We start from the raw sequence: 18231 nt of genomic DNA on the forward strand, positions 1-18231 counted from the left end.
CGGACGGCCGGTGCGGCCGGTCCGTGGACAACGGCGTGGGAGGAGACGGACATGACGGCATTCATTCTGGTGGCGGGGGCCCACACCGGCGGCTGGGTATGGCGGGAAGTGGCCACCGGGCTGCGGGACGCGGGGGCGCGGGCGTACGAAGTGACGCTCACCGGCATGGACGGCGGCGGTGGTGCGGCGGGGCCGGGCGTGGACCTGGAGGCGCACATCGAGGAGCTGGTCCGGCTGATCGACCGGGTCGAGGGGCAGGACGTGGTCCTTGTCGGCCATTGCTACGGCATCCACCCGGTGCGCGGTGCCGCGGACCGGCGCCCCGGGCGGATCTCCAGGATCGTCAACGTGGATGTCGGCATCCCCGGGAACGGCGACCCGGCCCTCAAGCTGGTGCCCGACCAGACGGACCGCGAGCGCGTGCTGAGCCTGGCCGGGGAAGACAGCGCCGGGACGCTGCCCGCGCCGGCGGTGGAGGAGTGGCAGCGCTGGGGCAGCGTCGCCGGCCTCCGGACCGAGGCGCTGGCACGGCTGACCGAACAGGCCGTTCCCCAGCCCCTGCCCACGCTCACCCAGCCGCTGCGGCTGTCCGGCGCGGTCGCCGAACTGCCGACGACCGGCGTCCTGTGCACGGCCAACGGGTCGAGCATCGCCGTGGTCGAGACCATGGTGGGCTTGGGTGATCCCGCTTTCCGGGCGCTCGCCGACCCGGGCGTCACCTTCTTCGAAATCGACACCGGGCACTGGCCGATGCTCTCCGCCCCGCGCGAGCTCGTGGACGTCCTGCTCCGGGCCGCCGCGGGGAAGGGACACCGGGTGGCCGCCGCGGTGCGCGAGCAGCCCAGGCATCTCCGGCCGTTCCTCATGGACGTCAAGGAGCGGCCTCGGGAGCGGACCGGTCGCGTCGACCTGCATCTGCCCGACGCCGACGGTCCCCGGCCGGCCGTGGTGTTCGTCCACGGTGGACCGGTACCGGCCGGTGCCCGTCCGACACCGCGCGACTGGCCCGCCTTCGTGGGCTATGCGCAGTACGTGGCGAACCTGGGAGGCGTCGGCGTGACCGTGGACCACCGGCTCCACGAGCTGACCGCGTACGGGCAGGCCGCCGACGACATCGCCGAGGCGATCGAGCTCGTACGGGCCGATCCACGGGTGGACGGTGAGCGAGTCGCGCTGTGGTTCGTCTCCGCCGGCGGGCTCCTTGCGGCCGACTGGCTCGCGGCGCCGCCGTCCTGGCTGCGGTGCGTGGCGGCCTCGTACCCGATTCTCGCGCCGCTGCCGGGCTGGGGGCTCGCCGACGGCCGGTTCCGCCCGGCGGCGGCGGTTCGTGGTGCGGGACGGCTGCCGATCGTGCTGACGCGGGTGGGGCTCGAACGCCCTGAAATCGCGGCGACGGTCGAGGAGTTCGTGTCCGCGGCCGTGGACTGCGGCGCCGCCCTCGAGGTGATCGACGTGCCGCTCGGCCACCATGGCTTCGAGACGATCGACCCCACCGACGCGTCGCGCGACGCGGTGGACCGGGCGGTGCGCTCGGTGTTCGGACACCTGGGGGCAGGGACCGACTAGGGCGTGTCCGCATCCGGGGTGAGGGTGTGGACCGCGTCGAGGAAGACCCGGCGGTCGGCCGCGGGGAGCCGGGCCAGGAGGCGGTCCTCGTGCGCGTGGATGTCGGCCTGCGCGGACCTGCGCAGGCGCCGGCCGTCGTCGGTGATGGAGAGGAGCCGGACCCGGCGGTCGTGCGGGTCCGGGGCGCGGGAGATCAGACCGGACTCCTGCAGCGTGTCCAGCGTGGAGATGATCCGGGTCTTGTCGGCGCCGATCGCCGTCGCGAGCGCGGCCTGGGTGCGGACGGGGCCGTCGTCCAGGCAGCTGAGGACGACGTATCCCCACATCGAGATCCCGTGCGCCGCGAGTACGGGCAGCTCGGCGGCGATGAGGGACCGCACCAGGGGCTGCAGCATCGCGGCGAGGTCGCGCCGTCCGCGGTTCTTGGCCATCACGCGCCGATGATAGACGTTGACATGTGATAGGCGTGGGCAGATGATAAGCGTATGCCTACGAATAAGGATCTGGTCGCCCTCGACGCGGAAGCGGTGCGTGCGAGCGTCGACGTGGTGGCGCGGGCGACGGCCGGGGACCTGGCCAGGCCGACGCCGTGCGCGGGGTGGACGCTGCGTGACCTGCTCGGCCACATGACCGCGCAGCACCATGGATTCGCCGCGGCCTCGCGCGGAGAGAAGGACATCGCCCTGTGGCGGCCGCGTCCCCTCGGGGACGACCCCGTCGAGGCGTATCGCGAGGCCGCCCAGCACGTCCTGGAGGCCTTCGCCGTCGAAGGGGTGACGGAGCGGGCGTTCCCCCTCCCGGAGATCCGCGACGGCGGAGCCTTCCCGGGAGCACAGGCCGTCAGCTTCCACTTCATCGACTACGTCGTGCACTCCTGGGACGTGGCGCGGACGCTGGGGCACGCGGTGACGTTCGACCCCGAACTCCTCGACGTGGCAATGGCCGTGGCGCGGGCGGTGCCCGCAGGGGAGGCGCGCCGCGGCCCCCATGCGGCTTTCGCGCCGGCGGTCACGGCCGCCGGCGGGTCCCGGCTGGACGAGATCGTCGCGATCCTGGGCCGCTCACCGGTATGGCGGCCGGCCCCTGCCTAGGGTCTTTCGTGCGGAGTGCTCGGCCCGACAGCGGTGGGCCGGTCACCCACTCCGTCCCGCGAGGACCCCGCGCGGGGTGAGCCGGTTGCGGAGCGCTCCGAACAGGGCGTCCGCGGCCAGCGCCAGGACCGCCACCCACAGAGCGGCGGCGATCACCCCCGACAGGCCGTACGACACCTGGTTCAGGATGATGTCGCCGAGTCCGCCGCCGCCGGCGACCGCGGCCAGGGTCGCGCTGGAGATGACGTACACCGCCGCGATCCTGATGCCGGTGAAGAGCACCGGCAGGGCCAGGGGCAGTTCGATGCGGGTGAGGATCTGCCACTCCGTCAGTCCCATGCCGCGTCCGGCGCGCACCAGATCCGGGTCCACCTGCTCGACCGAGAGGTACGCGTGTGTGAGCACCGGTGGAATCGCCATCACCACCAGTGCCGTCAGTACATTGACGAATCCGATGCCGAGCAGCCCGAGGAAGATCGCGATGAGCGCCAGCGACGGCAGCGCACGGCCGATGTTGGAGATGCTGACGGTGAGGAAGGAACCCTTGCCGCGGTGGCCGAGCCATACGCCGAGCGGGAGGGCGAGGACGAGGGCCACCGCGACGGCGGCGGCCGACAGCTTCAGATGGTCCACCGTGCGGTCGGCCAGAAGCCCGAAGTGGTCGGCCATGAAAGTGAAACTGGCGAAGAAGGTGTGCATCAGACGGTCCTCCGCGTCCGGGCCCACGGCGTGAGCAGCCGTCCCACCAGCACGATCAGTCCGTCGGCCGCCAGCGCGAGCGCAACGGCCAGCAGCCCGGCCCCGATGAACTGGGTGTTGAACGGCGACTGAAGGCCCTGGATGATCGGCGATCCCAGCCCCTGGTCGATGATGAACGCGGCGACCTCCACCACGCTGATCGTGGTCACCGTCGCCACGCGCAGCCCGCTGATCACCGCGGGCAGAGCCAGCGGGAGTTCGATGCGCCAGAGGATCTCGCGCCGCGTGAGCCCCATGCCCTCGCCCGCCCGGCGCACCTCCTCCGGCACCTCACCGAGGCCCGTCAGCGACGACTTGAACAGCACCATCAGCGTGTACGACACCAGCGCGATCTCCGCGGTGAGGACGGAGAGGCCGAACACCGGGACGAGCAGCGTGAACAGGGCCATCGGCGGGATCGTGTAGAGGAACGAGGTCAGACCGCCGAGCGGCTTCACCAGGCGGCGCCGGAAGTGCGCGAGCAGCGCCAGCGGAAACGCGATGAGGAAGCCGACACCGACCGCGATCACCGTGAGCCGCACATGCTGGACGAGCGCGGGCCCGAACATGCTGGAGAAGTTGGCGGTGAACCAGTCGACGCAGAACAGGCCGTTGTCGCGGACGCAGGAACTGACCGTTCCGAAGTCCGGGATCACCGGCTGCGGGCCGGCCGCCGCGAGCAGGGCGGAACTCACGCCGCCTCCCTGATGAGGTCCACGGTCACGCTGCCGACGGTCTTCCCCGACTCGTCCGCGACCGGCAGCCGATCGGCGCCTCCCGCGAGCAGCGCCGACAGCGCGGTCCGCAGGGTGTCGCCGGTGCGGAGCGACGCCTCGTCGTCGCCGGTCGCCGGGTCGAGCTTCAGCTCGCCGAGGCTGCGCAGCGTCAGCGCCTTGAGACCGCGGTCCGTGCCGACGAAGCGCGCCACGTAGTCGTCGGCGGGCTCGCGAAGGATGCGTTCGGGGCAGTCGTACTGGAGGAGCCTTCCGCCCTTGGCGAGGATCGCGACGCGGTCGCCCATGCGGACGGCCTCGTCGATGTCGTGGCTCACGAACAGCGTGGTCTTGCGGACCTGTTCGTGCAGCCGCAGGAACTCGTCCTGCATGTGCTCGCGCGTCACCGGGTCCAGCGCGCCGAACGGCTCGTCCATCAGCATGATCGGCGGGTCCGCGGCCAACGCCCGTGCGATGCCGACGCGTTGGCGCTGCCCGCCGGACAGCTGGGCGGGATAGCGGTCCGCGTACTCCTTGTGGGGAAGGCCGACCAGTTCGAGCAGTTCGCGGACGCGGTCGGCGGTCCGTGACCGCTTCCAGCCCAGGACCTGCGGGACCGTCGCGATGTTCTCCTCGATCGTCATGTGCGGGAAGAGCCCCGCCTGTTGGATGACGTAGCCGATGGAGCGGCGCAGTTCGATGACGTCCTGGTCGCGGATGCTGCGCCCGTCGATGCGGATGTCGCCGGACGTCAGCTCGGTGAGCCGGTTGACGAGGGTGAGTGCGGTCGTCTTGCCGCAACCGGACGCCCCGAGCAGGACGCAGATCTCCCCGGCCGGGACGGTCAGGGACAGTGCGTCCACGGCGGGTTCGGCGGAACCCGCGTAGGTCTTGGTGGCCGCGTCGAAGACGATGTCGGCAGCGCTCTGCATGATCGTGGGCTCCTCGGTCACTTCAGGTCGTTGGCGCGCAGGAATCGGTCGGCGACCTTCGCCGGGCTCAGCCGCATCATGGCGGCGGCCTCGTTCAGCGCCTGCATGGCCTTCTCGGTGAGCAGCGCGTTCACCGCGTCGAGCGGCTCGGTGAGCCGGCTGCCGTACCGCTCGACGAGCGAGCGCCGCACCACCGGCGACACGTTCTGGAAGCCGAAGATCGCCTGGTCGTCCTCCAGGACGGTGAAGTCGTAGCGCCGCAGCTGGGGGTCGGTGGTGAAGACGTCGGCGGCGTCCACGTCACCGTTCTTGAGTGCCGGGTACTGCAGGCCGATGTTGAGCGGCCTGACCTTCATGGCGGAGAGCCGGTACGCCTTGACGATGGCGTCGTAGCCGAGCGGGCCCGTGATGTTGTCGGGGTACTCGGCGTACGAGATCCGCCCCATCCGGCGCAGATCGCCGACGGTCCGCAGTCCGTACTTGCGGGCGTCGGAGGTGCGCACGGCGACGGCGTTGCGGTTCTGGAACGGGGTGGGTCTCAGCAGGGCGAGACCGCGCCCCGCCTCGAACCTCTTCGCCGCCTCAAATGTTCCGTGCGCCGTGACCGGCATCCTCTTCGGCATCGCGAACGTCTGGAGGATGACGCCCGTGTACTCGGGATAGAGGTCGATCTGGCGGCTGCGCAGCGCTCGGTCGATGATGTCGGCGCTGCCGATGTTCGACTTGAGGACGACCTGGAAGCCACGGGCCGTGAGGATCTGCGCGTACAGCTCGCCCATCACCCACGACTCGGTGAACTGCTTCGAGCCGACGGTGATCACGGGGCCGGTGCCCGCGACGGAGCCGGCCGCCGTGCTCACCCCGGCGGCGGCCGCGACGGCGAGGGAGCCGGTGAGCAGGGTGCGGCGGCGCATGCTCACACTCCCTGGCGAGGTATCACGGCATCGGTGGTGCGGTGGTACACGCGGTCGTCCCCCTCGTGGGCGGTGATGGTGTTCGTGACGGTGAACGCCGCGGTGTCCGCGCTCATATGACTGATCGTCACAATTTTCCAGTGCCAGTCGCCGCGCCCGCCCTCCTCGGTGCGTTCGCACTCGACGAGCGCGGAGTGCGGATCGCCTTCGGTGAGCGTGAAGCGGTCGACGCTGTCGGTGCGCCGCCAGGCCCCGTCCGCGAGGTCGGTGAACTCGCCGTCGTCGACGCGAAGGGTGACGACGGTCGTGCCGCTCACCGGATCGTGCTCGACGCGGCGCCCGGTGACCCCGGGGGACTGGCGCAGCGGCGCGGGCAGATCCGGCAGGGGCTCCCCGTACGGGCGCAGCTTCGCGTCGTCGGCGCTCGCCGGGCGTACGGGCAGGTGCAGCGCTGCGGACGGCGCCGGGTGGAGCGTGACCGTGACGGGCAGCGGCGAGGGCCAGGCCAGGGGCCAGTACGAGGCCGAGACTGCGACGCGGACGCGGTGACCGGGCGCGAAGGAGTGCGCGGTCGCCACCAGCGGCACGGTCACGTCGTAGACGTGCCCCGGCTCAAGAGCCTGCGGCTCCTCGTGGCCGTCGCGATGGGTGAGGTTGAGCAGGCCGCGCGTGACGAGACGTGAACTGCCGTCGGGTGCCACGTCGTTGAGACGTACGGCGAGCTGCGCGTCGGGGCCGTCGGCGCTGACCCGAAGGGTCACGGTCGGCACGCCGAGGATCTCGGCGCTCTCGTCGAGGGGCACGGTCGTGAAGGTGTGCGAGAGACCGTCGTCACCGCCCTGCGGCCCGAACTGACCGGCTGCGTCGCCGAACTGGAGCCAGCTGCCACCCGCGGTGCCGATCATCCGGGTGCTGTCGAGGTGCACGGCCCGCTCGCGCAGCGGATCGCTCCCGGCGGTTGTCCCCGCCGACTCGCCGCCCAGGGCGTACGCGCGCCGCTCGATCCGGGGCGACGGCCAGCTCTCCTCGGCGACCCAGCGCCCCGGCCGCACATCGCGGTCGCTGCCGGGCGCCGCCCACTCGGGCATCCACACCCGCAGCGCCGGATCGTCCAGGGCGCCGGTGTCCCGCCCGCGCAGAAACTGGTCGAACCAGCGCACGACCTCGGCGTGGAAGTCGATGGCCGGCCCGGGCTCGGCCTGGTGCGGATAGGTGTGGGCCCACGGCCCCACCAGCCCCCGCACCGGCACTTCGAGCCCCTCGAGCAGACGCAGTACGGCCCCGCAGTACGGGTCGTACCAGCCGCCGACGGCAAGCACCGGCGCCTGGATCGCGCCGAAGTCCTCGCACACGGACCCGTGCTTCCAGTACGCGTCGCGCGCCTGGTGCCGCAGCCACTCCTCCACGTACACGGGGGTGTCCGCCATCCGCCGCAGCCACTGCTCGCGCCAGCCGTCGCCGACGACGGCCGGATCGGCGGGGCGGGCGTTGTAGGCCAGCATGGTCGACGCCCACGGCAGCATCTCGGAGGCGATCAGCGAGCCGCCGGTGTAGTGGACGTCGTCCGCATACCGGTCGTCCGTCGAGCAGACCGTGACGACCGCCTTGAGCGCGGCCGGGCGCAGCGCGGCGATCTGGAGGCCGTTGAAACCGCCCCAGGACTTGCCGATCATGCCGACGTTCCCGTCGCACCACGGCTGCCGCGCCAGCCAGTCGATCACCTCGACGCCGTCGGCCAGTTCCTGCTGCGCGTACTCGTCGAGCATCAGCCCGTCCGAGTCGCCGCTGCCGCGCAGGTCGACGCGGACGGCGGCGTAACCGGCCTCGGCGAAGCGGGCGTGGAGGCTGTTGTCGCGGGCCGCGGTCGCGTCGTTCTTGCGGTAGGGGATGTACTCGAGGACCGCGGGGGCGGGGCGGCTCCCGGCGGCGGGCAGCCACACGCGGGCGGCGAGCCGCGTGCCGTCCGCCAGGGGGATCCAGAGGTGGCGCAGCAGATTCGACGGTGCGTCGGGCAAGGTGAAGAACTCCTCGCGAACGAAGGTCACATGCGTAGGTCCGGGCGGGACGGCAAGGCCCCGCCCACCGCTACTCAACGGCCGTTCAGTAGCGGATGACTGGGCACCCTACCCGCGGCCCCCGCGCGCCGTAACCCCGTGTTTCACCAGTTGGGATCGGGCGGGGCAGAGTGGGGACATGGACACCACGGACAGTTCCGTACAGGACACCCGGCCGTCGTACAGGCTGATTCCGGGGAGCGCGGCATCGCCCGTCCTCCTCCACGTGCCGCACGGCTCGCGTGTCGTGCCGCCGCACGTGCGGAAGGGCATCGTGCTCGACGACGCCTCCCTGGAACGGGAGTTGGACCTGATCACGGACGCTCGCACGCAGGACATCGCCGAACTCGCCGCACGCGACGCGGCGGTGACGCCCTGGCGATTCGTCAACGAGCTGTCCCGCCTCGTCGTGGACCCCGAGCGCTTTCCCGACGAGCGCGAGGAAATGAACGCGGTCGGGATGGGCGCGGTGTACACCCGCACCACACACCGCGAAGTCCTCAGGCCCGAACCACCCGCCGATGGTCCGGAGCTTCTCGACGCCTACTTCCATCCCTACGCCGCCGCGATGACGGACGCGGTCGAGGACCGGCTCGCCGCCGCCGGGCGCGTGGTGATCGTCGATGTGCACTCGTACCCGAGCCGGGCCCTGCCCTACGAGCTCCACGGCGCGGGTCCGCGCCCGCCCGTGTGCCTGGGCACCGACCCTTTCCACACCCCCGACGCGTTGCCGGCGCAGGCGCGCGCAGCCTTCGAGGGGCTCGGGGACATCGCCCTCGACACCCCGTTCGCCGGGACGTACGTGCCGTTGCGGCACTACGGCAAGGACCCGCGGGTCAGCGCACTCATGATCGAACTCCGGCGGGACGTCTACCTGGACGAACCGGTGACGCCCGCGCCGGGCCTGTCGAAGGCGGCCGCCGCGCTGGCGCGACTGGTGGACATGATCGGCGGCGCGGGCGACTGAGCCGGACGCGCCGGAACGGACCGCCCCGGGCGAGCGGATTCTTTGCCGAAGCGGCAAGAAGGGTCGGTGCCGCGCGACGGCCCGTTGCATGATCGGCGTCAGGGCCGCCACCGCCGGTTGCACCCGGCGGGGCCGCACGGTGTCTACAGGAGGTCGCATGTCGCAGCAGGCCGCGGAAGCCACACACCGACTGGTCGACGGGCCCGCGGGCCGGATCCACCTCGTGGAGCAGGGCGCCGGGCCGCTGGTCCTGCTCGTGCACGGGTTCCCCGAGACCTCGTACTCGTGGCGCCGCCAGCTGCCGGCGCTCGCGGCGGCCGGATACCGGGCCGTCGCCCTGGACGTCCGAGGCTACGGCCGCTCCTCGAAGCCCGCGGATCCGGCCGCCTACAGGATGCGCGACCTGGTGGACGACAACGTCGCCCTCGTGCACGCCCTCGGCGAGCGGTCCGCGGTGCTCGTCGGGCACGACTGGGGCGCGAACATCTCCGCCCACTCGGCGCTGCTCAGGCCGGACGTCTTCCGCGCGGTCGCGCTGCTGAGCGTCCCCTACACGCCGCCCGGCGGACCGCGGCCCAGCGACGTCTTCGCGGGCATGGGCGGGGACGAGGAGCTCTACGTCTCGTACTTCCAGGAGCCCGGAAGGGCGGAGGCGGAGATCGAGCCGGACGTGCGCGGCTGGCTCGCGGGCATCTTCGCCGCGCTGTCGGCCGACACGATGCCCGCGCCCGGCGCACCCGACCCGCACTTCGTCCCCCGGGGTGGAAGGATGCGCGACCGCTTCCCCGCCGGCCGGCTCCCCGCCTGGCTCGACGAGGCCGAACTCGACGTGTACGCGGAGGAGTTCGAACGTACGGGGCTGACCGGAGCGCTCAACCGCTACCGGAACATGGACCGGGACTGGGAGGACCTCGCGGCCCATGAAGGCGCCCCCGTCACCCAGCCGTCCCTGTTCATCGGCGGAGCCCTGGACGCGTCCACCACGTGGCTGTCCGACGCCATCGCTGCCTACCCGGCCACTCTGCCGGGCCTGCGCTCGTCGCACCTCCTCGACGGCTGCGGCCACTGGATCCAGCAGGAGCGCGGCGAAGACGTCAACCGCATCCTCATCGAGTGGCTGGCCGGGCTCCCCGACGCCTGAGGGGTCCCCTGCCAGGTGCGCGCTGCGGTGACGGGATTCCTGGAAGATATTCGGGAGGAGCTGTCGATCCGCCCCCGCTCCGTTCGACGCAAGGGTGAGAGCGGGAACGGCCCCGCTACCGTCACCACGAAGGAGACGTCATGCCGAAGCTCCGCGTACACAACATCACTGTCTCGCTCGACGGATTCGCCGCCGGTACCGACCAGCGCATGGACGCGCCCTTCGGCGACGGGATCGACGACAGCCTGCACGACTGGATGTTCGCCGCGATGAAGGACCACGCCGACGGCAAGCAGGGCACCGACGTCGACTTCGTCGCGCGCAGCGAGGACAACATCGGCGCCACGATCATGGGCCGCAACATGTTCGGCCCCTGTCGCGGACCGTGGGAGAACGAGGCGTGGACCGGCTGGTGGGGCGACAACCCACCGTTCCACCACCCGGTGTTCGTGCACACGCACCACACGCGTCCGTCGGTGTCGATGAAGGGCGGAACGGACTTCCACTTCACCGACGAGCCCGTCCAGACGGTCCTCGCCAGGGCCTACGAGGCGGCGGACGGCAAGGACGTGCGCATCGGCGGGGGCCCGGCCACGATCCAGCAGTACCTGCGCGCCGGCCTCGTCGACGAACTGCACCTGGCCATCGTGCCGCTCCTCGTCGGCAAGGGCGAGCGCCTGCTCGACAACCTCGGAGACGGCGTCGACGGCTACGAGGTCGTGGAACTCGTCAGCTCCCCGGCGGTCACGCACGCACGTCTGGTCCGCCGCTCCTGGGCCGGCGAATGACCCGGCAACCGGCGACGGTCACTTACGGGCCACGTAGTACACGTTGAGGATGTCGCCCTCGACCTGCTCCACGTCGATGTCACCGAACCCGGCGTCGGCGAGCATCTGCAGCGCCCGCTGCCGCCCCCACACCGAGCCGAGCCCCGCGCCGCCCTCGCCCAGCGACACGGTCATGCAGTAGAAGACCGAGAAGGTGTACAGGGCGGGGCCGAGGGGATGGTCGATGTTCTCCTCCAGATTGCTGGAGGCGGAGATGTCGCCCATGAGGAACACGCCGTCGTCGCGCAGCGCGGCGGCCACCGCGTCCAGGGTGCGCGCCGGGCGGGCCAGGTCGTGGATCACGTCGAACGCCGTGATGAGGTCGTACGTACCGCTCAGATCGGCGCTGTCGACCACGTCGAACCGGACGTTGTCGAGGCCGAGCCGCTCCGCCTCGGCGCGTGCGGCCGCGATGCCGTTCTGGGACATGTCGATGCCGCGGAACCGGCTGGCGGGGAACGCCTGGGCCAGCAGATTCACCGCATGGCCCTGCCCGGTCCCGACGTCCAGCGCGTCGATTCCGGCGCGCAGCCGCTCCGTCAGGCCCGGCGCCAGCGGAACGATCGTGTCGACCAGGGCCACGTCGTAGACGCGCCCAGTCTCCTCGGCCTGGAGCTCCTGGAACCGCGGATACGAGGAGTAGGGGACGCCGCCGCCCTTGCGGAACGCGTCGAGGACCTCGTCCTCGACAATGCCGAGGAGCGCGAGGTCCTGAAGGAGCGAGGCCATGTTCTCCGGCCCCGCTGCCCGGGTGAGGGAGGCGGCGTGCTCGGGAGGGAGCCAGTACGTGCCGTCGGCCGGCCGGTACTCGACGACCCCGGCGACGGTCAGGCCGCCGAGCCACTCCCGTACGTACCGCTCGTCGAGATCCGCGGCCTTGGCGATCTGGACGCTGGTCGACGGCGGAAGAGGCGCCATCGTGTCGAAGAGCCCTGTCCGATGGCCGAGGCTGCACAGATAGCCCAGACACGCGTCATTGACCACCTGGGCCATGCGCCCGGCGAACTCTTCCTTCCGCCCGGAATCGACTGCCTGCCCGGTCGTCATCGTGGACTCCTTCCGGCGGGACTGCGGCACCACCCTCCCCGAGAGCACGACGCCGACGCGGCACCGCCCACAGCGTGACCGTTCGGCACCTTTTATCCTGATTCTACGCTGGGCGTTCCGAGGCGCCCCCGGCTTCGCGGCCTATCGCCCAGCGGCTTCCGGCCAGGCCCGTGTCGCCCTACTGGGCGATGGCCGCACGAGGCCGTTCTTGCTGCAATGGGCGCAGGCCGTGATTCAGGGATGGTGCACGATGACCGACAGACTGGCCACCGAGGCCGGTGACGAGGACGGCCCGCCGAGCGGCGCCGTGCTCGGGGCCCCTTGCTGGGTGAGCCTCGCGGCGCACGACCTGGCCGTCACCAGAGCGTTCTACGAGGCCGTGCTCGGCTGGGAATTCCGTCCGGGCCGACTCGGCGACGGGTTCGCCGTCGCGATGTCGGACGGCAGACCTGTGGCGGGCATCGGCGCGGTGGCGCCCACCCTCGGCGTGGCCACGGCCTGGCTGCCGTACTTCGGCGTCGGCGACCCGGACGAGACCGCGAGCCGGGTGCGCGAACGCGGCGGCACCGTCGGCGTGGGCCCGATCCCCTTCCCCCTGGGCCGCGCCGCACTGCTCGCCGACAGCAGCGGCGCCGCCTTCGGGATCTGGTCCGGTCACCTCGTACGGGACTGGAGCGGATGGCACCCGGAGGCGCAGGTCGGGCTCCGGCTCGTGACCAGGAACGCCTTCGACGCCGCCATCTTCTACGGCGAGGTCCTGGGCTGGACCCGGCCCGGTGGCTGTGACGTCCGCTACGAGAACGAGGAGGTCATCCTGGTCTGCGACGGACTGGCCATGGCCCGGATCACCTCCGGTGCCGTAGAGGCGGCCCCGGATCCCGACGTCCGGCCGCACTGGGAGGTCCAGTTCACCGTGGACGACATCGCCGAGTGCACCCGCGCGGCGCTCAAGCACGACGGCACCGTGACGGGCGAGTGGGAGGACGAGGCCGGACACTGGGCCACCGTGCGGGACGCCCAGGGTGCGCAGTTCACGGTGTTCGCACCCCGTGCGGGCGCCTTGGCGGGGTGAGCGCCCCGGTCACCGGAGGAGCAGCTGGACGACGGCGAACGTCCCCACCGTCACGACGAGGGCGCGCAGGACGCCGGGGCTGAGGCGCCGGCCTGCCTTCGCGCCGAGCTGACCACCGACTGCGGAACCCGCCGCGATGAGCAGTACAGCCGTCCAGTCGAAGTCGGCGACGAAGACGAAGAAGAGGGCGGCGACGGCGTCGACGAGGGCGACCAGGACGTTCTTGACGGCGTTCAGGCGTTGCAGCGGTTCGTCCAGAAGCATGCCCATCAGCGCCACGTAGAGGATTCCCTGCGCGGCGGAGAAGTAGCCGCCGTAGACGCTGGCGAGCGTGAGGGAGGTGAACAGGAGTGGTCCCACGTCGCCGCGCGGGCGGGCGCCGGACCGCGCGCGCCGTCGCCGTACTCGGCCGCTGATCAGCGGCTGGAACGCGACCAGGACGACGGCGAGGCCGACGAGGACCGGCACGATCGTCTCGAACGCCGCGGCCGGAAGGGTGAGCAGAAGCGTGGCGCCCGCGAACCCGCCGAGCACGGCACCGGTGCCCAGTTTCAGGATGCGCCGCCGCTGCCCGCCGAGTTCGGCGCGGTAGCCGATGGCGCCGCTGATGGACCCCGGGATCAGGCCGAGCGCGTTCGACACCGTGGCGGTGACGGGCGGCAGACCGGTGGCGAGCAGAACGGGGAACGTGATCAGCGTTCCTGAGCCCACGGCGGTGTTGATGGCCCCGGCGCCCACCCCGGCGGCACAGACGGCGACCATCTCCCACAGCGTCACCGCGCCTCGCTCTTCACCGATTCGTCTCGCATGCCGCAGACGTTAGGCCGCGGACAGTTCGGCGCGTGTCGAAGTGTCCTCGGGGGCCGAAGCCGGGGTGCCGAACCCTCCCCGAAGCCCTCGTGAAACTAAGATCGGCGCACAGGGGAGGGGAGCCGGATGGACCGGAACATACGCAGTGTCGACGACGTACTCGCGCTCCTGGACGGGCTGTTCGCGCCGGAGGCCGACCGCTGGACCGGCGGCGCGGCCACCTGGTGGGACGGCTTCTACGCGGACCGCACCAGGCCCGTGCCGTTCTTCGCGGACAAGCCCGACGAGAACCTCGTGTCCTATCTCCGGCGCGAGCTGGTCACCCCGGGCCGCGCACTCGACCTCGGCTGCGGCCCCGGGCGCAACGCGATCCACCTCGCGTCGCACGGTTTCGAGGTGGACGCGGTCGACCTGTCACCGGAGGCCATCGCCTGGGCCGAGGAACGGGCGGTAGAAGCGGGCGCCGCCATCACCTTCCACTGCGGCGACGCCTTCGCCCTGGCCGACGCCGAACTGCGCGGCCCGTACGACCTGATCTACGACTCCGGCTGCTTCCATCATCTGCCGCCGCACCGCCGGATCAGTTACCTCGACCTCCTCGACCGCACCCTCGCCCCCGGCGGCCGACTCGCCCTCACGTGCTTCGCGTCCGGCGCGATGGGCTCGGAGGTGGCCGACGCCGACCTCTACCGCGGGTCCGGCCTGCACGGCGGACTCGCGTACACGCCGGAGTCCCTGCGCTGGATCTTCTCCGACCTGACCGAGGTCGAACAGCGCCGCATGCGCGACGAGGCTCCGGAATCGCCGAGCTTCGGCGAACCCTTCCTCTGGACGGCCCTGTTCCGGCAGGACCCCTGATCCGCCAGGGAGTTAAAGGGGCAGGGAGTTGAGGAAGTGGACCAGTGCGGTGTTGAAGTCCTCCGGCTGTTCCATGTTCGGCAGGTGTCCCGCGTGGTCGACGACGGTGAGGGTCGCGTGCGGGACCAGGCGCTGGATGCCCTGGGCGTCCTCGGGCGGGGTGTACACGTCGTCCGCGCCCACCACGACGAGGGTGGGAGTGGTCGTGGCCGCCAACGTCGTGCGGTAGTCGGCGCGTTCGGCACGCCCGCGCAGCGCCGCGGCGGCGCCGGCCGGGTCGGTGGTCCGCATCATCTCTGTGACGTGCGCGGCGACTTGCGGCATCGCGGTGACGTTGTAGGCGGCCAGCATCTTGTCGATGACCTCACCCGCGTAACCGTCCATACCCTCCGCGAGGAGCCGGTCGGCGAGGCGGTTGCGGAAGGCCTTGCCCTCGTCGGTCTCGGCCACCGGTGAGGTGTCGGCGAGCACCAGGGCGCGCACGCGGCGCGGGTGGCTGTGCTGGAACTCCATGGTGATCTGGCCGCCCATGGACACACCGCCGACAACCGCGCGGTCGAGCTCCAGGTGGTCGAGCAGAGTGGCGATGTCGTCCGCGAAGGCGGGGAACAAGGTCATCCCCGCGACCGTGTCGCTGTCTCCATAACCGCGCAGGTCAGGGGCGATGAGACGGTATCCGGCGGCGCTGAGCGCGGCGGCCTGGGGGCGCCACATGCTGCGGTTGAAGGGGTGGCCGTGGATCAGGACGACGGGCATGCCGTCCGCCGGGCCCAGGTCGTCGAAGTGGATCGTGGCACCGTTCGAAGTGATGCGGCTCATGCGGGCACTCTAGGGCCGCGATCATGACCGGCGGGCGGCGGGCGGCGGGCGGCGGGCAGCGGGCGGCGGGCGGCGGGCGGCGGGCGGGGCATCACTGAGAGACGCGGGGCCGTGACCCCGCGTCGCAGCGTGTGACGGTGTGGGCGGCCGGCCTGTTCGTCAGTTGTGGCCGAACTTCCGCGGCTGCTTGTGCGAGTGGTGCTCCGAGATCCGGCGTGCGGGCTCTTCGGACGGGTCGGTCGCCTTAGTCATCGGCTCCGGCGTCGCCCGCTTCTCGGCGGTGGAGCTGTGGTCATGGCCGTGGCCGCCCGATCGGGCGCCGCGGTTCTGGCGGCTCTGTTTCTTGCTCATGATCGTTCCTCCTGGCCGGAATGCGCCGGAGTGCCCGGCGACAGGCCGGCCACTCCCAGACTTGCACGCCGCCGCAGAAGGTGCATGTCGGGCGGGATCGGGCTCGTGACCTGGGACTCTTGCCTTCTGATCACCCGGTCGTTAAGGTTTTCTGCGTCTCTGTTGTCTCCGATTGAGGTGGACGTTGCGCATCTGAGGATCGCGATCACCGCGCCGTACGGCCTTCGCCGCCGTACGCCCGTCACGCCGTAGCGGCCGTTCCGTGCCGCCCGTGACCCCGCGTGGATGCGACCTCGGTGCATGAGCCGTCCCCGATGATCTCTCGGACAGCCGCACCCCCTTTCCGGGTTCTCGGATTTCCGCCTTCCCGGTTCGGTCGTCGCGTGGTGCTCGCATACGTAGCCCTTTCCCACCGCGCCTGCGAATGCGAGATACACCATGGCGACACCCACCGCGCCCAGCGCCTCCCTGACCTGCTCCGCCCTCTCCTTCCAGTGGCAGGACGGCACCCCCGTCCTCGACGGGCTCTCCCTCGCCATCGGCCGGGGCCGCACCGGACTCGTCGGCACGAACGGCACCGGAAAATCCACCCTGCTGCGCCTGCTCGCCGGTCAACTCACCCCCTCCCAGGGGTCGGTGACCGTCGGCGGCAGCCTCGCCCACCTTCCGCAGAACATCACCCTCGACACCGCGCTGCGCGTCGACCAGGCCCTCGGTATCGCCGAGCGGCGCGCCGCGCTGCGCGCCATCGAGAACGGTGACGTGAGTGAGGAGCACTTCGACACGGTCGGCGACGACTGGGACGTCGAGGAGCGGGCCCTCGCGACACTCGGCTCACTCGGCCTCGCGGACGTCGAACTCGACCGCACCGTGGGCCAGTTGTCCGGCGGAGAGACCACCCTCCTGCGCCTGGCCGCCCTGCTCCTGGAGCGACCCGACGTCCTCCTGCTGGACGAGCCGACCAACAACCTGGACGTCTTCGCGCGGCGCAGGCTCTACGAGGCCGTCGATTCCTGGCGCTCCGGCGTCCTCGTCGTGGTCAGCCACGACCGCGAACTCCTCGAACGGGTCGACCGCATCGCCGAACTGCGCTCCGGCTCCGTGAACTGGTACGGCGGCGGCTGGTCCGCGTACGAGGAGGCGCTCGCCACCCAGCAGGAGGCGGCCGGGCGGATGCTGCGGGCCGCCGAGGCCGACGTGCGCCGGCAGAAACGCGAACTGGAGGAGACCCAGATCAAGGTGGCCCGCCGCGCCCGGCACAGCAAGAAGATGGACGCCCAGCGCAAGGCCCCGAGAATCGTCGCGGGGGAGAAGAAGAGGTCCGCTCAGGAGTCCGGCGACAAACTGCGCGGGCTGCACGAGGACCGGCTCAGCGACGCGCACGAGCGGCGCGAGGAGGCCGCGGAGGCGATCCGCAACGACGCCGAGATCCGCGTGAGCCTGCCCCATACCGCCGTACCCACGGGCCGTACAGTCCTCAACATCGACGAACTGAGCCTCCCGCACGGCAAGTTGCGCGACGGCAGCCTCCACATCCACGGCCCGGAACGCATCGCGCTGGTGGGCCGCAACGGAGCCGGAAAGACCACGCTCCTGCGCACCCTCACCGGCGAGCTCGAACCGCTCTCCGGCCAGGCGAAGACGTTCGTACCGCTACGGTTCCTGCCCCAGCGCCTCGACGTACTGGACGAGGAGCTGAGCGTCGCGGCGAACGTGGCCCGCATGGCCCCGGGTGTCACCGACAACCACATCCGCTCCCAGCTCGCGCGGTTCCTGTTCAAGGGCGCCCGCGCGGAACAGCCGGCCGGCACCCTCTCCGGCGGCGAACGCTTCCGCGCGGCACTCGCGGCGACGATGCTCGCCGCACCGGCCCCGCAGCTCCTGATGCTCGACGAGCCGACCAACAGCCTGGACATGGCCAGCGTGCGGCAGTTGACGAGCGCACTGGAGTCGTACGAGGGCGCCCTCCTGATCGCCAGCCACGACCTGCCCTTTCTCGAGTCGATCGGCATCACCCGCTGGCTGCTGCTCGGCGAGGACCTTCAGGAGACGACCGCGGAGGAGGTGCGCGACCTGCTGGAAGCGCCCGGGGCCGGGTGAAAAGAGGAGCGTGGCCGGGGCGGGCCCCGGGACCGTCGATCGATTGGCGGGGCCGCACGGCCAGGGTCAACGTAGGTGTAGTGAACAAGAGCGTTCACTGCGGAACTGAGGTGCACCCCTTTCCCATGCCGGGTATTCAGTCGACACCCTCGAAGCCTGCCGAAGCCCCGGAGCGGGGCCACGGCAGGGGGAGATCGCACTCCGCGTCGTCTGTTCGTGCCGGCTGATGGT

General features: G+C 71.4%; 18 protein-coding genes. 8 read left to right on the top strand and 10 right to left on the bottom strand.

Annotated elements, in window-relative coordinates:
* Positions 1-51 precede the first annotated feature (51 nt).
* A complete protein-coding gene (locus tag ACWFR4_RS18750; RefSeq protein WP_453468830.1) occupies positions 52-1566 on the top strand; it encodes an alpha/beta hydrolase in 1515 nt (504 codons plus the stop codon).
* On the opposite strand, the gene ACWFR4_RS18755 is transcribed toward ACWFR4_RS18750, so the two are convergent.
* A complete protein-coding gene (locus tag ACWFR4_RS18755) occupies positions 1563-1997 on the bottom strand; it encodes a MarR family winged helix-turn-helix transcriptional regulator (protein ID WP_453468832.1) in 435 nt (144 codons plus the stop codon). The two genes, ACWFR4_RS18750 and ACWFR4_RS18755, sit on opposite strands and share 4 nt — an antisense overlap.
* 54 nt (positions 1998-2051) lie before the next feature.
* Here ACWFR4_RS18755 and ACWFR4_RS18760 point away from each other — a divergent pair, with 54 nt between their 5' ends.
* Positions 2052-2657: a TIGR03086 family metal-binding protein gene (locus ACWFR4_RS18760; protein ID WP_453468829.1), complete on the top strand. Its 606-nt coding sequence runs from the start codon at positions 2052-2054 to the stop codon at positions 2655-2657.
* Between the two features lie 42 nt (positions 2658-2699).
* Here ACWFR4_RS18760 and ACWFR4_RS18765 read toward each other — a convergent pair whose 3' ends face one another.
* Genes ACWFR4_RS18765 through ACWFR4_RS18785 form a run of 5 tightly spaced genes read right to left on the bottom strand, consistent with a single transcriptional unit; the run spans position 2700 to position 7969 of the window.
* Complete coding sequence (locus tag ACWFR4_RS18765; RefSeq protein WP_453468828.1) at positions 2700-3356, bottom strand: ABC transporter permease; 657 nt, start codon at positions 3354-3356, stop codon at positions 2700-2702.
* On the bottom strand, positions 3356-4090 hold the full coding sequence (locus ACWFR4_RS18770; RefSeq protein ID WP_227299323.1) for an ABC transporter permease: 735 nt from the start codon (positions 4088-4090) through the stop codon (positions 3356-3358). The genes ACWFR4_RS18765 and ACWFR4_RS18770 overlap by 1 nt, the downstream gene beginning before the upstream one ends.
* The gene (locus ACWFR4_RS18775) at positions 4087-5040 is read right to left on the bottom strand and encodes an ABC transporter ATP-binding protein (protein ID WP_453653380.1); all 954 of its coding nucleotides are present in this window, start codon (positions 5038-5040) and stop codon (positions 4087-4089) included. The genes ACWFR4_RS18770 and ACWFR4_RS18775 overlap by 4 nt, the downstream gene beginning before the upstream one ends.
* A gap of 17 nt (positions 5041-5057) precedes the next feature.
* Complete coding sequence (locus tag ACWFR4_RS18780) at positions 5058-5954, bottom strand: ABC transporter substrate-binding protein (RefSeq protein WP_453467408.1); 897 nt, start codon at positions 5952-5954, stop codon at positions 5058-5060.
* A 2-nt stretch (positions 5955-5956) separates the two neighbouring features.
* A complete protein-coding gene (locus ACWFR4_RS18785) occupies positions 5957-7969 on the bottom strand; it encodes a CocE/NonD family hydrolase (protein WP_453467406.1) in 2013 nt (670 codons plus the stop codon).
* A gap of 178 nt (positions 7970-8147) precedes the next feature.
* Between ACWFR4_RS18785 and ACWFR4_RS18790 the strand changes: the two genes are divergently transcribed.
* The 3 genes from ACWFR4_RS18790 to ACWFR4_RS18800 all read left to right on the top strand — a co-directional run bounded on the left by ACWFR4_RS18790 (position 8148) and on the right by ACWFR4_RS18800 (position 10904).
* Positions 8148-8975, top strand: coding sequence for an N-formylglutamate amidohydrolase (locus ACWFR4_RS18790; protein WP_453467404.1), 828 nt, complete (start codon positions 8148-8150; stop codon positions 8973-8975).
* Between the two features lie 157 nt (positions 8976-9132).
* Complete coding sequence (locus ACWFR4_RS18795) at positions 9133-10116, top strand: alpha/beta fold hydrolase (RefSeq protein WP_453467402.1); 984 nt, start codon at positions 9133-9135, stop codon at positions 10114-10116.
* A gap of 140 nt (positions 10117-10256) precedes the next feature.
* Positions 10257-10904: a dihydrofolate reductase family protein gene (locus ACWFR4_RS18800; protein WP_453467400.1), complete on the top strand. Its 648-nt coding sequence runs from the start codon at positions 10257-10259 to the stop codon at positions 10902-10904.
* 18 nt (positions 10905-10922) lie between these two features.
* Here ACWFR4_RS18800 and ACWFR4_RS18805 read toward each other — a convergent pair whose 3' ends face one another.
* Positions 10923-11990, bottom strand: a complete 1068-nt coding sequence (locus ACWFR4_RS18805) for a class I SAM-dependent methyltransferase (RefSeq protein ID WP_453467398.1) — start codon at positions 11988-11990, stop codon at positions 10923-10925.
* Positions 11991-12240: 250 nt separating this feature from the next.
* Here ACWFR4_RS18805 and ACWFR4_RS18810 point away from each other — a divergent pair, with 250 nt between their 5' ends.
* A complete protein-coding gene (locus tag ACWFR4_RS18810) occupies positions 12241-13062 on the top strand; it encodes a VOC family protein (protein WP_453467396.1) in 822 nt (273 codons plus the stop codon).
* Between the two features lie 9 nt (positions 13063-13071).
* On the opposite strand, the gene ACWFR4_RS18815 is transcribed toward ACWFR4_RS18810, so the two are convergent.
* Positions 13072-13839, bottom strand: a complete 768-nt coding sequence (locus ACWFR4_RS18815) for a sulfite exporter TauE/SafE family protein (protein WP_453653382.1) — start codon at positions 13837-13839, stop codon at positions 13072-13074.
* Between the two features lie 159 nt (positions 13840-13998).
* Between ACWFR4_RS18815 and ACWFR4_RS18820 the strand changes: the two genes are divergently transcribed.
* Positions 13999-14730 (top strand): class I SAM-dependent methyltransferase, encoded by a 732-nt coding sequence (locus ACWFR4_RS18820; RefSeq protein ID WP_453467392.1) that lies wholly within the window; start codon positions 13999-14001, stop codon positions 14728-14730.
* 12 nt (positions 14731-14742) lie between these two features.
* Here the strand turns inward: ACWFR4_RS18820 and ACWFR4_RS18825 are convergent, their stop codons facing one another.
* The gene (locus tag ACWFR4_RS18825) at positions 14743-15549 is read right to left on the bottom strand and encodes an alpha/beta fold hydrolase (protein ID WP_453653384.1); all 807 of its coding nucleotides are present in this window, start codon (positions 15547-15549) and stop codon (positions 14743-14745) included.
* Positions 15550-15708: 159 nt separating this feature from the next.
* The gene (locus ACWFR4_RS18830) at positions 15709-15900 is read right to left on the bottom strand and encodes a hypothetical protein (protein WP_227299335.1); all 192 of its coding nucleotides are present in this window, start codon (positions 15898-15900) and stop codon (positions 15709-15711) included.
* A gap of 438 nt (positions 15901-16338) precedes the next feature.
* Between ACWFR4_RS18830 and ACWFR4_RS18835 the strand changes: the two genes are divergently transcribed.
* Complete coding sequence (locus ACWFR4_RS18835; RefSeq protein ID WP_453653386.1) at positions 16339-18000, top strand: ABC-F family ATP-binding cassette domain-containing protein; 1662 nt, start codon at positions 16339-16341, stop codon at positions 17998-18000.
* Positions 18001-18231: the final 231 nt, after the last annotated feature.

Source organism: Streptomyces sp. NPDC055140 (genome assembly GCF_053607285.1).

Bases quoted from the DNA above. Each gene is read 5' to 3' on its own strand.
- ACWFR4_RS18795 (WP_453467402.1), top strand. From the start codon at position 9,133: ATGTCGCAGCAGGCCGCGGAAGCCACACACCGACTGGTCGACGGGCCC.
- ACWFR4_RS18750 (WP_453468830.1), top strand. From the start codon at position 52: ATGACGGCATTCATTCTGGTGGCGGGGGCCCACACCGGCGGCTGGGTA.
- ACWFR4_RS18835 (WP_453653386.1), top strand. From the start codon at position 16,339: ATGGCGACACCCACCGCGCCCAGCGCCTCCCTGACCTGCTCCGCCCTC.
- ACWFR4_RS18790 (WP_453467404.1), top strand. From the start codon at position 8,148: ATGGACACCACGGACAGTTCCGTACAGGACACCCGGCCGTCGTACAGG.
- ACWFR4_RS18805 (WP_453467398.1), bottom strand. From the start codon at position 11,990: ATGACGACCGGGCAGGCAGTCGATTCCGGGCGGAAGGAAGAGTTCGCC.
- ACWFR4_RS18755 (WP_453468832.1), bottom strand. From the start codon at position 1,997: ATGGCCAAGAACCGCGGACGGCGCGACCTCGCCGCGATGCTGCAGCCC.
- ACWFR4_RS18810 (WP_453467396.1), top strand. From the start codon at position 12,241: ATGACCGACAGACTGGCCACCGAGGCCGGTGACGAGGACGGCCCGCCG.
- ACWFR4_RS18780 (WP_453467408.1), bottom strand. From the start codon at position 5,954: ATGCGCCGCCGCACCCTGCTCACCGGCTCCCTCGCCGTCGCGGCCGCC.
- ACWFR4_RS18775 (WP_453653380.1), bottom strand. From the start codon at position 5,040: ATGCAGAGCGCTGCCGACATCGTCTTCGACGCGGCCACCAAGACCTAC.
- ACWFR4_RS18820 (WP_453467392.1), top strand. From the start codon at position 13,999: ATGGACCGGAACATACGCAGTGTCGACGACGTACTCGCGCTCCTGGAC.
- ACWFR4_RS18765 (WP_453468828.1), bottom strand. From the start codon at position 3,356: ATGCACACCTTCTTCGCCAGTTTCACTTTCATGGCCGACCACTTCGGG.
- ACWFR4_RS18830 (WP_227299335.1), bottom strand. From the start codon at position 15,900: ATGAGCAAGAAACAGAGCCGCCAGAACCGCGGCGCCCGATCGGGCGGC.
- ACWFR4_RS18760 (WP_453468829.1), top strand. From the start codon at position 2,052: ATGCCTACGAATAAGGATCTGGTCGCCCTCGACGCGGAAGCGGTGCGT.
- ACWFR4_RS18825 (WP_453653384.1), bottom strand. From the start codon at position 15,549: ATGAGCCGCATCACTTCGAACGGTGCCACGATCCACTTCGACGACCTG.
- ACWFR4_RS18800 (WP_453467400.1), top strand. From the start codon at position 10,257: ATGCCGAAGCTCCGCGTACACAACATCACTGTCTCGCTCGACGGATTC.